General features: G+C 70.2%; 13 protein-coding genes. 11 read left to right on the top strand and 2 right to left on the bottom strand.

The window, feature by feature from the left end; translation table 11 throughout:
- Positions 1-6: 6 nt before the first annotated feature.
- The 4 genes from O9Y01_RS08855 to O9Y01_RS08840 all read left to right on the top strand — a co-directional run bounded on the left by O9Y01_RS08855 (position 7) and on the right by O9Y01_RS08840 (position 5,244).
- Positions 7-981, top strand: coding sequence for a magnesium and cobalt transport protein CorA (locus O9Y01_RS08855; RefSeq protein ID WP_269631199.1), 975 nt, complete (start codon positions 7-9; stop codon positions 979-981).
- Positions 981-3,701 carry a DUF4118 domain-containing protein gene (locus tag O9Y01_RS08850; RefSeq protein ID WP_269631198.1) on the top strand — a complete coding sequence of 907 codons (2,721 nt, stop codon included), beginning with the start codon at positions 981-983 and terminating at the stop codon, positions 3,699-3,701. Before O9Y01_RS08855 ends, O9Y01_RS08850 begins: the two co-directional genes overlap by 1 nt.
- Complete coding sequence (gene kdpE, locus O9Y01_RS08845; RefSeq protein ID WP_269631196.1) at positions 3,694-4,395, top strand: two-component system response regulator KdpE; 702 nt, start codon at positions 3,694-3,696, stop codon at positions 4,393-4,395. Before O9Y01_RS08850 ends, kdpE begins: the two co-directional genes overlap by 8 nt.
- Before the next feature lie 120 nt (positions 4,396-4,515).
- Positions 4,516-5,244, top strand: coding sequence for a type 1 glutamine amidotransferase (locus tag O9Y01_RS08840; protein ID WP_269631195.1), 729 nt, complete (start codon positions 4,516-4,518; stop codon positions 5,242-5,244).
- A gap of 198 nt (positions 5,245-5,442) precedes the next feature.
- Here the strand turns inward: O9Y01_RS08840 and arsA are convergent, their stop codons facing one another.
- Positions 5,443-7,206, bottom strand: coding sequence for an arsenical pump-driving ATPase (gene arsA / locus O9Y01_RS08835; protein ID WP_269631193.1), 1,764 nt, complete (start codon positions 7,204-7,206; stop codon positions 5,443-5,445).
- Positions 7,207-7,219: 13 nt separating this feature from the next.
- A complete protein-coding gene (arsD, locus tag O9Y01_RS08830; protein ID WP_269631192.1) occupies positions 7,220-7,579 on the bottom strand; it encodes an arsenite efflux transporter metallochaperone ArsD in 360 nt (119 codons plus the stop codon).
- 108 nt (positions 7,580-7,687) lie between these two features.
- Here arsD and O9Y01_RS08825 point away from each other — a divergent pair, with 108 nt between their 5' ends.
- The 7 genes from O9Y01_RS08825 (at position 7,688) to O9Y01_RS08795 (ending at position 13,812) form a co-directional block, all read left to right on the top strand.
- Positions 7,688-8,011 carry an ArsR/SmtB family transcription factor gene (locus O9Y01_RS08825; RefSeq protein WP_269631191.1) on the top strand — a complete coding sequence of 108 codons (324 nt, stop codon included), beginning with the start codon at positions 7,688-7,690 and terminating at the stop codon, positions 8,009-8,011.
- A gap of 47 nt (positions 8,012-8,058) precedes the next feature.
- Entirely contained in the window at positions 8,059-8,562 is a 504-nt protein-coding gene (locus O9Y01_RS08820; protein WP_269631190.1) for an arsenate reductase ArsC, read from the top strand.
- Between the two features lie 10 nt (positions 8,563-8,572).
- Positions 8,573-9,274, top strand: coding sequence for an aquaporin (locus O9Y01_RS08815; RefSeq protein WP_269631189.1), 702 nt, complete (start codon positions 8,573-8,575; stop codon positions 9,272-9,274).
- A gap of 110 nt (positions 9,275-9,384) precedes the next feature.
- Complete coding sequence (locus tag O9Y01_RS08810; protein ID WP_269631188.1) at positions 9,385-9,900, top strand: MarR family winged helix-turn-helix transcriptional regulator; 516 nt, start codon at positions 9,385-9,387, stop codon at positions 9,898-9,900.
- Entirely contained in the window at positions 9,891-11,783 is a 1,893-nt protein-coding gene (arsN2, locus tag O9Y01_RS08805) for an arsenic resistance N-acetyltransferase ArsN2 (protein WP_269631187.1), read from the top strand. Before O9Y01_RS08810 ends, arsN2 begins: the two co-directional genes overlap by 10 nt.
- 2 nt (positions 11,784-11,785) lie before the next feature.
- Positions 11,786-12,994 carry an MFS transporter gene (locus O9Y01_RS08800; RefSeq protein WP_269631186.1) on the top strand — a complete coding sequence of 403 codons (1,209 nt, stop codon included), beginning with the start codon at positions 11,786-11,788 and terminating at the stop codon, positions 12,992-12,994.
- 17 nt (positions 12,995-13,011) lie between these two features.
- Positions 13,012-13,812, top strand: a complete 801-nt coding sequence (locus O9Y01_RS08795) for a helix-turn-helix domain-containing protein (RefSeq protein WP_269631184.1) — start codon at positions 13,012-13,014, stop codon at positions 13,810-13,812.
- Positions 13,813-13,835: the final 23 nt, after the last annotated feature.

The following is a 13,835-nucleotide window of genomic DNA, read 5'->3' as shown; positions in this document are numbered from 1 at the left end:
GAAGCCATGCTGATCAACTGCGCCGCCTACCGCTCCGGGGTGAAGGTCGAGGACTTCTCGCCCTACGACGAAGCCACGCTGGGCCGGCACTTGTCGGACCCCGACACCTTCGTCTGGATCGCCCTGCGCGACACCACAGCCGAAGAGCTGCAGCCCTTCCAGCGCCTGTTCCATCTGCACGAGCTGGCCGTCGAGGACGCGACGCATGGGCACCAGCGGCCCAAGGTCGAGGAGTACGGCGATCTGGTCTTCGCGGTGATGCACCTGGTGGACTGGGTCGATGCCGATCTCAGCATCGGCGAGGTGGCGGTGTTCTGCGGGGCGAACTTCGTGATCTCGGTGCGCAGCGGCAGCCGCCTGCACTTCCTGGGCGTGCGCGAGCGCTGCGAGCGCGAGCCGCATCTGCTGATGCAGGGCCCGAGCTTCGTGCTCTATGCCTTGATGGACGCGGTGGTGGACCGCTACTTCCCCATCGTGGACCAGCTGGAGTCCGAGCTGGAGGAGATCGAGCAGAGCATCTTCACGCCCGGCGCGCAGCTGGACAACATCAAGCGCCTCTACGAGCTCAAGCGCCGGCTGATGCGCCTGCGCCGCGCGGTGGCGCCCATGCTGGAGATGCTGTCCAAGCTGCACGGCGGGCGCGTGCCCTTGCTGTGCAGCCGCACGACCGAGTACTTCCGCGACGTGGCGGACCACCTGGCGCGCATTCACGCCGCCATCGAGTCCGTGCGGGACACCCTCGCCACCGCCATCCAGGCCAACCTCTCCATGGTCGCCATCGACGACAGCGCCGTCACCAAGCGCCTGGCGGCCTGGGCCGGCATCTTCGCGGTGGCCACGGCCTTCGCGGGCATCTGGGGCATGAACTTCGAGCAGATGCCCGAGCTCAAGTGGGCCTGGGGCTATCCGGCGGCGCTGGGCTTGATCGTCAGTGTCTGCGGCTTGCTGTGGTGGCGCTTCCGGCGCGCCGGGTGGCTCTGATGAGCGAGCAACGCCCCGACCCCGACGCCCTGCTCGCGCAGATCGACCAGCAGGACCGTGAGGCCCGGCGCGGCCGGCTGCGCGTCTACTTTGGCTCCTCGGCCGGCGTGGGCAAGACCTACGCCATGCTGGCCGCCGCGCGCAAGCTGCAGGCGGACGGGGTGGACGTGCTCGCGGGCATCGTCGTCACCCATGGCCGGGCCGAGACGCAGGCGCTGCTGGAGGGCTTGCCGCAGCTGCCCTTGAAGGCCATCGAGTACCGTGGCAAAGCGCTGCCGGAGTTCGACCTGGACGCCGCCCTGGCGCGAAAGCCCGCCCTGGTCCTGGTGGACGAGCTGGCCCACTCCAATGTGCCGGGCTCGCGCCACCCCAAGCGCTGGCAGGACGTTGAGGAGCTCCTGGCCAACGGCATCAACGTCTACTCCACGCTGAACGTCCAGCACCTGGAAAGCCTCAACGACATCGTCGGCGGCATCACCGGCGTGCGCGTGCAGGAGACGCTGCCGGACACCTTCTTCGACGCGGCCCACGAGGTCGTGATGGTGGACACGCCGGCCGACGAGCTGCTCTCGCGCCTCGCCGCCGGCAAGGTCTACATGGGGGCGCAGGCCGAACGTGCCGCCCAGCACTTCTTCCGCAAGGGGAACCTGATGGCCCTGCGCGAGCTGGCGCTGCGGCGAACCGCGGACCGGGTCGAGGACGACGTGCAGGCCTGGCGCAGCAACCAGCGCGTCAGCGAGGTCTGGAAGACCGAGGCGGCCCTGCTGTGCGCCATCGGCCCCGACCCCTCGGACGACGGCGTGGTGCGCGAAACGGCGCGTCTGGCGCAGCAGCTCAACGTCAGCTGGCATGCGGTCTATGTGGAAACACCGCAGCTCAGCCGCCTGCCGGACGCGCAGCGCGAGCGCATTCTGCGCACCGTGCGCCTGGCCCACGAGCTGGGGGCCGAGACCTCGGTGCTGAGCGGGCAATCCATCGCCCAGGCCTTGCAGGACCATGCGCGCCAGCACAACCTGTCCACGCTGGTGCTGGGGCGCGCCCAGCCCCTGCAGACCTGGCAGCGTTGGCTGGGCCGTCAAACGCTGGCCCGCGCCCTGGAAGCCATGAGCCCGGACCTGGATGTGCTGACGGTCGCGCGACGCACGCCAGCACGCGCCGAACAGCCGGTCGCCTCAGCCGCACAGACTGAGCCCGCCCTGCAGCGCCTGCGCCGCTACGGTCTCACCGCCGCCGCCTGCATCGGCGCGGCCGTGCTCTGCTGGCCGCTGCAGTGGGCCTTCGCGCAGACCAATATCGTCATGGTCTTCCTGCTGGCCGTGCTGTGGGTCGGCTGGAAGCAGGGCCGAGGGCCTGCGGTCCTGGCCAGCTTCCTGAGCGTGGGCCTGTTCGACTTCTTCTTCGTCGAGCCCAAGCTGAGCTTTGCCGTCTCTGACGTGCAGTACCTGCTGACCTTCGCCGTGATGCTGGCTGTCGGCCTGCTGACCGGCCAGCTGACGGCCGGCCTGCGCTACCAGGCCCTGGTCGCCTCCGAGCGCGAGCGTCGTGCCCGCCTGCTCTTCGAGCTGACCAGTGACCTGGCCGGCGCCCTTCAGACCGATCAGGTGCTGGAGGTGGCCGAGCGCACGCTGGCGCGCGAGGTGCAGGGTCAGGTCTTGATTTACACCCTGGACCTCCACGAGCAGCTCCAGCCCTCGCCGCGCGAAGCGCTCTTGAGCGACGCCGACCGCCCTGACGCCGGCACGGCCCGCTGGGCTCTGGACCACCGCCAGGCGGCCGGGCTCTCGACCGACACCCTGCCCGGCAGCCCCTGGCACTACCTCCCGCTGGAGGCGCCCATGCGCCTGCGCGGCGTGATGGCGCTGCGGCCTCGCGCGCTGGGCACCGTGCTGCAGCCGGAGCTGGGCGCGCAGCTGGCCACCTGCGGCCGCATCATCGGCCAGGCCCTGGAACGGGTGCATTACGTGGAGGTGGCCCAGCAGGCCCTGGTGCAGATCGAGTCCGAGCGCCTGCGCAACTCCCTGCTCTCTGCCCTCTCGCATGACCTGCGCACGCCCCTGGCCGTGCTCTACGGTCTCTCCCAGACCCTGGAGACCTTGCCGGGGCTGCCCGCCCAGGCGCGCGAGCTGAGCCTGACCCTGCAACAGCAGTCCCGCCGCGTTGGCGCCATGGTCAACAACCTCCTGGACATGGCCCGCCTGGAAAGCGGCAGCCTGCAGCTCAACCGGCAGTGGCAGCCGCTGGAAGAGGTCATTGGCACCTCGCTGCAGATCTTGGGTGACAGCTTGGCCCAGCACCGACTGCAGATGCGCCTGCCGCCCGGCTTGCCCCTGCTGAACCTGGACGCGGCGCTGATGGAGCGCGTGCTGTGCAATCTGCTGGAGAACGCGGTGAAGTACACGCCGCCGGGCTCGCAGATCACACTCGCCGCGGTGACCGAGCCGGACCGGGTCGTGCTGAGCGTGGAGGACGACGGCCCCGGTCTGCCCGCGGGCCGCGAGGAGCAGCTCTTCAACAAGTTCAGCCGCGGCGAGAAGGAGTCCAGCACCCCCGGCGTGGGCCTGGGCCTGGCCATCTGCCGCGCCATTGTCGAGACCCATGGAGGCCGCATCTGGGCCGAGCGCAGCGCCCTGGGCGGTGCCGCCTTCAAAATAGCCCTGCCCCGTGGCACGCCGCCTTCGCTGGAGGCCATGGAAGCCGATCTGCCTGAGAACCATGAGTGAACCGCATCCCGTTGCCCTGATCGTCGAGGACGAGCCCAGCATCCGCCGCTTCGTGCGCCTGGCCCTGGAGACCGAGGGCTGGGTCGTCCATGAGGCCGAGACCCTGCGCCAGGGCCTGATCGATGCCGGCACGCGCCACCCCGACCTGGTCATCCTCGACCTGGGTCTGCCCGATGGCGATGGCGTGAACTACCTGCGCGACCTGCGCAGCTGGTCCCACGTCACCGTCATCGTGCTGTCGGCGCGCAGCAACGAGGCCGACAAGATCGCCGCCCTCGATGCCGGCGCCGACGACTACCTGAGCAAGCCCTTCGGCATCGGGGAGCTGATGGCGCGGGTGCGCGTCTGCCAGCGCCGCCTGGCGACGACCACGCGCGGGCAGGAGGCCGCGTTGACGGTCTTCCGCTTCGGTGACGTCGAGGTGGACCTGGTGCACCGCCGCGTGCTGCGCGCCGGCCAGCCCGTGCACCTGACGCCCACCGAGTACCGCCTGCTGACGCACCTGGTGGCCAATGCGGGCAAGGTGCTCACGCACGGGCAGCTGCTCAAGGCCGTCTGGGGCCCCAGCCATACCGACAGCAGCCACTACCTGCGGGTCTACATGGGCAATCTGCGGCAGAAGCTGGAGGCGCAGCCGGCCAGCCCGAAGCATCTCGTGACGGAGACGGCGGTGGGGTATCGGCTGGTGCCTTGAGCGGCCCGGCTTTGACGACATCTTGACGGCCATCGGCCCAATCTCTGCAGGGCCTTGAGGGCGTGCTCGATAGATTGCTCCTCATCGCAACACCGCCCGCGCCAGGCCCGGGCCGCCCTCATGAGAGCCATCCTCATCCTGCAACACGAAGACCTGCAGGGCCCCGACTTCCTCCAGCAATGCCTCGGCGACGAAGGCCTCGAGACTGTGGTCATCCGGCCGGACCAGGGGGACCGAATCCCGGTTGATGTCCGGGAGTTCGCGGGAATCGCAGCGCTGGGCAGCGACCACAGCGTGCATGACCCGCTGTCATGGATCGCCGCCGAGCGCGCCCTGCTGAAGCAGGCGCTGCAGCACGCGGTGCCCGTGCTGGCCCACTGCTTCGGCGCGCAGCAGCTCGCGCTGGCGGCCGGCGCCCAGGTCGGCCGCAACGCATGGCCCAACGTGGGTTGGTCGCGCGTCTGGGTCACGCCGGAGGGGCGCCGTCTGTTTTGCGGGGCGCAAGAGCTGCAGGTGTTCAACTGGCACTACGACACCTTCGAGATCCCCCGCGGTGCACGGCGCCTGCTCTTCGGGACCCACTGCCTGAACAAGGCCTTCTCGCTGGGGCCGCATCTGGGCTTCCAGTGCCATCTGGAAGTCAGCGAAGCAGGGTTGCGCCGCTGGTGCGAAGCCGGGCGGGCAGAGGTCGAAGGGCTGCGTGGCCCAGCGGTGCAACGTTGGGGAGACATGCTTCGAGACCTGCCGGCGCGCACGCTTCAATTGCAGCGCATGGCGCGGGCGGTGTATCACCAGTGGGCCTGGCAGTTGCAGGGGCCGCCGCAGCGGCGGGTGCCGGCGGGGTGCTGATGGAGGCGGGACTGGAGCGGGCCCCTCCATGGCGCAACAGCCCTCAGACCTGGCGCGCCCGGAGGCAGGGCCGCACGCCCTTCCTGAGTCCCATTGTGAGTCCAAGCCAGGGCCAGGTCTTGCCACAGCCCCCTCTCCATCTCGCTCCGGACCCCATCCCTCCTTGCGCACCGGAAGTGCCCCCGCGCCGCGGCCGTCCTAGCGCGGCCCGCCTGCCAGCGCCAGCAGCCGCGCCACCCCGACCGGCTCCTCCGCCATCAGGGGCACCACGGCATGGCGCTTGGCGTGGCGCTGCGCCACGGCGTCGATGAAGGGCCGCTCCCGGGCCGCCCGGGCACGCAGCAACGGCGACTGGGTCGGCGTCACCGCCACGCTGTTGTTGACCACCCAGGCCCAGGGCTCGATGCCTGCCCGGCGCAGGTCCTCCTGCAACAGAGCGGCCTCCTGCACGGGCGTGTTCTCGGCCAGGGTCGCGATCAGGACCTTGGTGCGCGCCTCGTCCTGCAGCTGCATCATCGGCGTCGTGAAGTGCACGCCCGAGCCTGACATCTGCCGGGCGATCTCCCGGTGATAGGCCCCGGTGGCATCCAGCAGCAGCAGGGTATGCCCCGTGGGGGCCGTGTCCATCACGACGAACTTGCGGCCGGCCTCGCGGATGATGCGTGAGAAGGCCTGGAAGACGGCGATCTCCTCGGTGCAGGGCGAGCGCAGGTCCTCTTCCAGCAAGGCGCGGCCCTGGGCGTCCAGGTTCTTGCCCTTGGTCGCCAGGACCTGGTCGCGGTAGCGCTGGGTTTCCACGCGGGGGTCTATGCGGCTGACGGTCAGGTGCTCCATCTGGCCCGCCAGCGTCTCTGACAGGTGGGCGGCAGGGTCCGAGGTGGTGAGGTGCACCGGCAAGCCTCGTCGCGCAAGCTCAACGGCAACGGCCGCCGCCAGCGTCGTCTTGCCGACGCCACCCTTGCCCATCACCATGATGAGCCCATGCCCCGGCGCCGCCAGGTCGTCCACCAGCTGGGCCAGCGTGGGAGCAGCAAGAGGCTCGCCGGGCGCGGCATCGGCGGACCGCTCCTGAGGCCGCGGTGCATCCAGGAACTGGCGCAGCGCATCCAGACCGACCAGATCGAAGGCCTTCAACGGGACCTGGTCCACGGGCAGCCCGCCCAGGACCTCGGGCATGGCGGCGAGGGCGGCCTGCTCGCGCCGCACCACGGCGGCGGCCAAGGGATCGTTCGCGCCTTCGGCAGCAGGCATGACACCGTTGATGACCAGATGCTGCCGTGTCAGACCGATGCGGGCCAGCTCTTCGTGGGTGCGCGCGACCTCGCGCAAGGTCGAGGCCTGGGCGCGGGCCACGAGGATCAAGCGTGTGCGAGCCGGGTCGGCCAGGGCATCCACGGCCGCCTTGTACTGCGCGCGCTGCTTCTCTAGGCCGGCCAGGGGTCCGAGGCAGGACGCATCGCCCTTGCCGGCCTCGAGGAAGCTGTTCCAGGCGCCCGGCAGCTGGAGCAGGCGGATGGTGTGCCCCGTCGGCGCCGTGTCGAAGAGGACATGGTCGAAACGCTGGACCAGCGACTCATCCGTGAGCAGGCCCGTGAACTCGTCGAAGGCGGCGATCTCCGTGGTGCAGGCCCCGGACAGCTGCTCCTCGATGCCCTGGACGACATCGGCCGGCAGTACGCCTCGCACCGGTCCGACGATGCGGTCCCGGTAGCCCTGGGCGGCGGCCTGCGGGTCGATCTCCATGGCCCAGAGCATGGGCACCTCAGGCACTGCGGTGATCTGGTTGCCGATGCGGATGCCAAAGACCTGGCCCACGTTGGAGGCCGGGTCGGTGCTGACCAGCAACACACGCCGCCCGGCCTCCGCCAACTTGACGGCCGTGGCGCAGGCGAGGGAGGTCTTGCCGACGCCCCCTTTGCCGGTGAAGAACGCGAAGCGGGGCAGCTGCTCAATGAACTTCATGGGGCCTCCCGGGTCAGCAGCACTTGCCGCCGCCGCAGCAGCTGCCGGCGCTCACGCCACCGCTGACGGTCGTTAAGCCAGTCCATTGCGCCAGCTGCTGACGGCTGGGGTAGCGCCCCGCGAGCACGATCTGGCCGTCCAGCAAGGTGATCGGCAGGGCGTCCTGCCCGGACCGCTCCAGGAAGGCGCGCACGGCCTCGTTCTGGGCGAAGACCAGAGGCTGCTGGGCCAGGTTGAAGCGCTCAATGGACGCGCCCTGGCCCTTGGCCCAGTCGACATCGGCCGCCGCCTGGACCAGTTGGGCATCGACATCCTGGCCGCAGACGCCGCTGCTGCAGCACAGGGCGGGATCAAAGATCTGGAGGGTAGGCATCGTGAACTCCCGGACTTGTTGCGATTGAACCAGCACAAGGTTCGCGCAGCGGTCGGGCCTGCGCCTTGTCTTGCGTCAATATTTCCAATTCTATAGAATTATCAACCTATGGAAGAGCAACAAGTCGTCCGTTCCCTCGCGGCCCTGGCGCAAGCCCATCGGCTCAAGGTGTTCCGTCTGCTGGTCGTTGCAGGCCCACAAGGCCTGACGCCTGGCGCGCTTGCGCAAGCGCTGGAGGTGCCAGCTGCGACCCTGTCCTTCCACCTGAAGGAGCTGAGCCATGCCGGTCTGGTGACGCAGGAGCGGATCAGCCGCAATGTGGTGTACCGCGCCGCCTTCGAACACATGAACGAGCTGTTGGCTTTTCTCACGGAGAACTGCTGCCAGGGCGAGGCCTGCCTGCCCGCCTCGTCGAACCATTGCGCCTGCTGAGCGAGCGCATTGCGCCGGCAGCCCCGCGACCCACCCAAGTCCGACTCATGACCACCAACGTCCTCATCCTCTGCACCCACAACTCCGCCCGCAGCGTGCTCTCCGAGGGCATGCTGAACCATCTCGCCGCCAGGCTGGGCAAGGACGTGAAGGCCTTCAGCGCCGGCAGCGCGCCCAGCGGCCGCCTCAACCCCTTCGCGCTCGAGGCCCTGAGCAACGCAGGTGTCGACGTCAGCGGCTACCGCAGCAAGAGCTGGGACGAGTTCACCACGCCCGAGGCGCCGCCGCTGTCCATCGTGATCACCGTCTGCGACAGCGCGGCGGCCGAGCAGTGCCCGGTCTTCTTCGGCGGCCAGGGCCAGCCGGTGAAGGTGCACTGGGGCTACCCCGATCCCTCCAATGCCGAAGGGGGCGACGAGGGCAAGCGCCGCGCCTTCGAGCTGACCCGCCAGGCGATTGGCTATCGCATGCTGCAACTGCTGGCGCTGCCGCTTGAGACCCTGGGCAAGCCCGAACTGCTGGCGGCTCTAAACGCTATCGCCAAGAGCTGAGACGCACGCCATGACTGCAAGCCCCTCTCAGAAGCTGCTGGCCGAAGGCCTGGGCACGGCGCTGCTGCTGGCCGTGGTGATCGGCTCCGGCATCATGGCCGAGCACTTGGCCGGCGGCAACGTGGCCCTCGCGCTGCTGGCCAATACGGCGGCCACGGTGGGCGGCCTCTATGTCCTCATCGAGGTGTTCGGCCCGCTCAGCGGCGCGCACTTCAATCCGGCGGTGTCGCTGGTGATGGCCGCCCGAGGCGAGTTGCCCATGGGCCTTCTCGGGCCTTACGTGCTGGTCCAGCTGCTCGGCGCCATGATGGGTGCCTGGCTGGCGCATGCCATGTTCGACCTGAGCATCCTGCAGTGGTCGGGCAAGCTGAGGGGCGGCACGGGGCAGTGGATCGCCGAAGCCGTGGCCACCTTCGGGCTGTTGCTGGTGATCCTGCGCGCGCCGGCCGGCCGGGCCTCGTCCCTCGTCGCCGCCTACATCGGGGCGGCCTACTGGTTCACGGCCTCCACGTCATTTGCCAATCCCGCCGCGGTGTTCGGTCGCATGTTCAGCGACAGCTTCGCTGGCATCGCCCCCGCCAGCGCACCCGGCTTTGTGCTGGCGCAACTAGTGGGCGCGGGGCTTGCCGTCGGCGTGGCGCGCCTGCTCTTGCCCAGGGGCGCATCGGCTCGGGACTCGGATGAAGAACCGAGGCAGGCCCACAAGACCTGACCCCCTGACGCACGGGGCCGCAGCCCCGTTTTCTTGGTCCAGATAGTTGCTATTGACAACCTGTACGGAGCTTCCTATCGTGCGCTCAAGTCGTTGCTATACACACCCACATGCCTCAAGCATCAGCTCCCTCCACGTCCAGCCCTGGCAGCCTGCTGCGCGAAGTGGCTCGCCTCTACACGCGGGCGCAGCGCGTGGTCGCGGACTGCTGTCGCACCACCAGCACCCAGTGCCACCTGCTGACCGAGCTGGCGCGCTCCGGGCCCTTGCCGCTGTCGGAGCTGGGCACGCGGGTCAGCCTGGAGAAGAGCTGGGTGTCGCGCGCGGTGGAAGCCATGGCAGCCCGTGGCTGGGTGACCAAGGAGCCGAACCCGTCCGACGCAAGGAGCTGGCTCGTCACGCTCACCGCCGACGGCGTGCGCACCGTCCGTGAGCTGAATCACACGCTCGACGCCCACGCGGACCAGCTGCTGGACCGCCTGGGTGAGCGCCAGCGCGCTGCCGTCGAGCAATCCCTGTTGCTGCTGCTTCAGGCCCTGCGGGAAGACCAGGCGGCGATGTGCTGCCTCCCGCCGCCCGAGGCCAAGGACGTCAAGAACGTCAAGGACAAACCATCATGCTGCTGAACCCCGTCTCCCTTCGCCAGGCCGGCGCCTCCGACTGGCCCGCCATCGAGGCCCTGCTGCTGGCCAACAAGCTCCCCACCGAAGGGGCTCGCGAGCACCTCGCGACCTATGTGCTGGCCGTCTCGAACGGCGAGGTCGTCGGCTGTGCCGGCGCCGAGGTCTATGGCGCCGTGGCGCTGCTGCGCTCCGTGGCCGTGGCCCCGGGGCTGCACAAGAAGGGCATCGGCCGACTGATGCTGCAGACCCTGCTGCAGCAGGCGCGCGCCCGGGACATCGCCTCGCTGCACCTGCTGACCGTCACCGCGCCGGAGTACTTCGCGCAGTACGGCTTCAAGCGCGGCACGCTGGCGGAGGCGCCGGCGGCCCTCAAGGCCTCGGCCGAGTTCCAGGGCGCCTGCCCGGCCTGCGCCGCCTTCATGAGCCTGACCCTGCGTGAGCTGCCGAAGGCGCAGGACGGTCTGCCCGTCGCCGTGCTCGGCGCAGGCCCGGTGGGCCTGGCCGCGGCAGCCCAGCTGATCGAGCGCGGCCTGCCCTTCGTGGTGCTGGAAGCCGGGCGTGAGGTGGGCTCCCATCTCCAGGACTACGGCCATGTGCGCCTGTTCTCCCCCTGGCAGTACAACATCGACGCCAGCATGGCCCGGCTGCTGGCGCCGACCGGCTGGATGGCTCCACCTGACGCTGAACTGCCGCTCGCGGCCGAGGTGGTCGAGCGCGTGCTGAAGCCTTTCGCAGCACTGCCTGCGGTGGCTCGCGCCTTGAAGCTCGGGGCCCGCGTGACCGCCCTCAGCCGAGAGGGCTACGACAAGGTCAAGAGCACCGGGAGAGACCAGGCCGCCTTTGTCGTGCGCTATGTGCAGGACGGGCGCGAGCAGAGCTTGCGCGCCCGCGCCGTCATCGACGCCACAGGCACCTGGAGCACGCCCAATCCCCTGGGCGCCAATGGCCTGCCGGCGCTCGGTGAGGCGGCAGCGGCGTCTCAGATCTTCCATGGCATCCCCGACGTGCTCGGCACGCAGCGCCTGCGCTACACGGGCAAGCGGACCCTGGTGGTGGGCGCCGGGCACTCGGCGGCCAACGCCCTGCTGTACCTGGCCGAGCTGGCCCGGCAGGCCCCGGGCACCCGGCTGGCATGGGCGGTGCGCTCGCCCTCGCTGCAACGCGTCTTCGGCGGTGGCAGTGCGGATGCGCTGCCTGCGCGCGGCGAGCTCGGCAGCGCGCTGCAGCGCCTGCGCGAGAGCGCGGAGATGGAGTTCTTCAGCGGCCTGCGCATCACCGAGGTCCGCCGGGAGGCCTCGGGCCAGCTGACCGTCCTGGGCACGGATGCGCAGCAGCGGCCCATCGAGGTGCCCGGCATCGACGAGATCATCTGCGCCACCGGCCAGCGCCCCGACTTGCGCATCGGCAGCGAGCTGCGCCTCAAGCTCGATCCCTGGCTGGAGTCCACCGAGGCCCTGGGCCCGCTGATCGACCCGAACCTGCACAGCTGCGGCACCGTGCGGCCGCACGGCCATCGCGAGCTGTCGCACCCGGAGCCGGGCTTCTACACCGTGGGCGTGAAGAGCTATGGCCGTGCGCCGACCTTTCTGATGGCCACCGGCTTCGAACAGGCGCGCTCCGTCGTCGCCGCGCTGGCGGGTGACCTGGAGGCTGCCGACCGGGTCGAGCTGGATCTGCCGGAGACGGGCGTGTGCTCCCTCGACGCCGCCGAGGCGGATGCAGGCAGCAGCGCCTGCTGCGGCGCCCCGGCCGAGCAGAGGCCTGCCGCCGAGGCGCCTGCCGAGGTGGTCTCACCCCTCTCGGTCACTGCCCCGGCACGCGCGTCCTGCTGCGGCCCCAAGCCCACCCGGGAAGCGGCAGCGCCTGCCGCCCGGTGCTGCGGCTGAGCATGCGCCAGCGCCGCACCACGACGGTCATCGCGCTGGGCCTGGCCCAGACCCTGGCCTGGGCCTCGTCCTACTATCTCCCGGCGATGCTGGCCCAGCCCATGGCCCGCTCGCTGGGGCTGGCCGCACCCGACATCTTCGCGGCCTTCTCGGTGGCCCTGGTGGTGTCGGCACTGGTCGGCCCGCATGCGGGGCGGATGATCGACCAGCAAGGCGGCCGGCGCGTGCTCGCCGCCACCAGCGGCCTCTTCGCGGCCGGCCTGGCGCTGATGGCGACGAGCACGGGCTTCACCAGCCTGCTGCTGGCCTGGGTGGTCATGGGCCTCGCGATGGGCAGCGGGCTGTACGAGGCCGCCTTCGCGACGCTGGTCCGCCTGCATCGGCTGGAGTCCCGCCAGATGATCACCGGCATCACCCTCATCGCCGGCTTCGCCAGCACGGTGGGCTGGCCGCTGAGTGCCTGGCTGAGCGCGCAGTGGGGCTGGCGCGAGGCCTGCTGGACCTGGGCCGCGCTGCATGTGCTGGTGGGGCTGCCCCTGAACCTGAGCCTGCCGCGGGCCGAAGCGGCACACGATGCAGCCGGCCCGAGCCGGGGCGATTCAGATGAGCCGGCGGCCACCCCCGAGCCGGGCCTGGGCCCCGTACTGGCCCTGTCCCTGGTGTTCGCCACGACCTGGTTCACCAGCACCGCCATGGCCGCGCACTTCCCGCGCTTGCTCCAGGGCTTCGGCATTGGGGTGGCGGGTGCCGTGGCCATTGCTGCACTGATCGGTCCCTCGCAGGTGGCCGCGCGCCTGTTCGAGTTTGGATTCCTGCGCCGCGTGCATCCGCTGCTGTCGGCTCGCCTGGCCACGCTGGCGCACCCGCTGGGCGCGCTCGGTCTTCTGATCCTCGGTGGCCCGGCGGGGGCGGCATTCGGCATCCTGCATGGGGCAGGCAATGGCGTGCTGACCATCGCCAAGGGCACCTTGCCGCTGGTGATCTTCGGCGCACAAGGCTACGGCCATCGGCAGGGTCTGTTGATGCTGCCGGCGCGCGTCGCCCAGGCCTTCGCGCCGTGGCTGTTCGGCCTCGCGCTGGACCGCTGGCAGGGGCAGGCCCTCTGGCTCACCACCGCGCTGGGCCTGCTGGCCTTCGGGACGCTGATGGGGCTGGGGCGTCTGCAGACGGCGCAGCATCCGGCCGCCGGCGGCACCGCCAGCGGTGCTTGATGCACAGGGACGCCGCCTTGAACGCCCTCAACACCCTGAGCGCCCGCAGCGCCCTGCTGCTCGGCCGCGCCTGCTTCGTGGTGCTCGCCCAGTCCCTGCCCACGGGCTTCAATGCGCGCCCCGGCGTGACGGTCCTGCTGGCGATGGACCAGGCCATGGATCTCGACATCGAAGGCCAGGTGCACCCCGGCCTGCGTGCCGTGGTGCTGGCGCCGGGTCTGCGGCGTCGCTTTCTTCGAGCTTGCCCGCACATCAGCGTGACGGTGGAACCAGGGCATGCGCTCTACCGGCGCTTCCTCGACTGGTCCCAGGTCCGGGGTAAGCAGACGATGGCCATCGAGCCCGCCCTGAGTGCCGACTGGGCCAGGCAAGCCCTGACCCTGCCCCATGCCCTGGGGCTGGACCAGTGGCTGGCCCAGCTGCTGAGGCACTTCGGGCAGTACGGCCCCGTGGACGGCAGCCCGAAACTGCGGGCCTTGCTGGACCTTCTGGACGGACTGGGCGAACCTGGCCATGCCGCCCAGGCGGAGTCCGTCTGGCCGGCCTTTTCCCGGCGCTACCCCGGCACGACGGCGGCACACGCGCGCTGGATGAAGCGGGAGGTCGGGCTGTCCCTGCGCCAGTTCCTGCTCTGGCGCAAGCTACGGGCCGCCATGGACCTGCTCGGCGGCCCCATGGATGCCACCGCCATCGCTCACGCCGCCGGCTTCGCCGATTCCTCGCATCTCTGGCGCACCTGTACCCGCGTCTTCGGACTCCCGCCCTCGCAGGCTGCGGATCGCAAAACCGTTCAAGTCAGGACGCTGCCCATCTCCTAGATTGCCGCCCATCCCCGCAGAAA

This window comes from Pelomonas sp. BJYL3 (assembly GCF_027257975.1).
GTDB classification, from domain to species: Bacteria; Pseudomonadota; Gammaproteobacteria; order Burkholderiales; family Burkholderiaceae_C; genus Roseateles_B; species Roseateles_B flavus.
The sequence above is the reverse complement of the archived record's forward strand: the minus strand, read 5'-3'. Positions and strand labels throughout refer to the sequence as shown.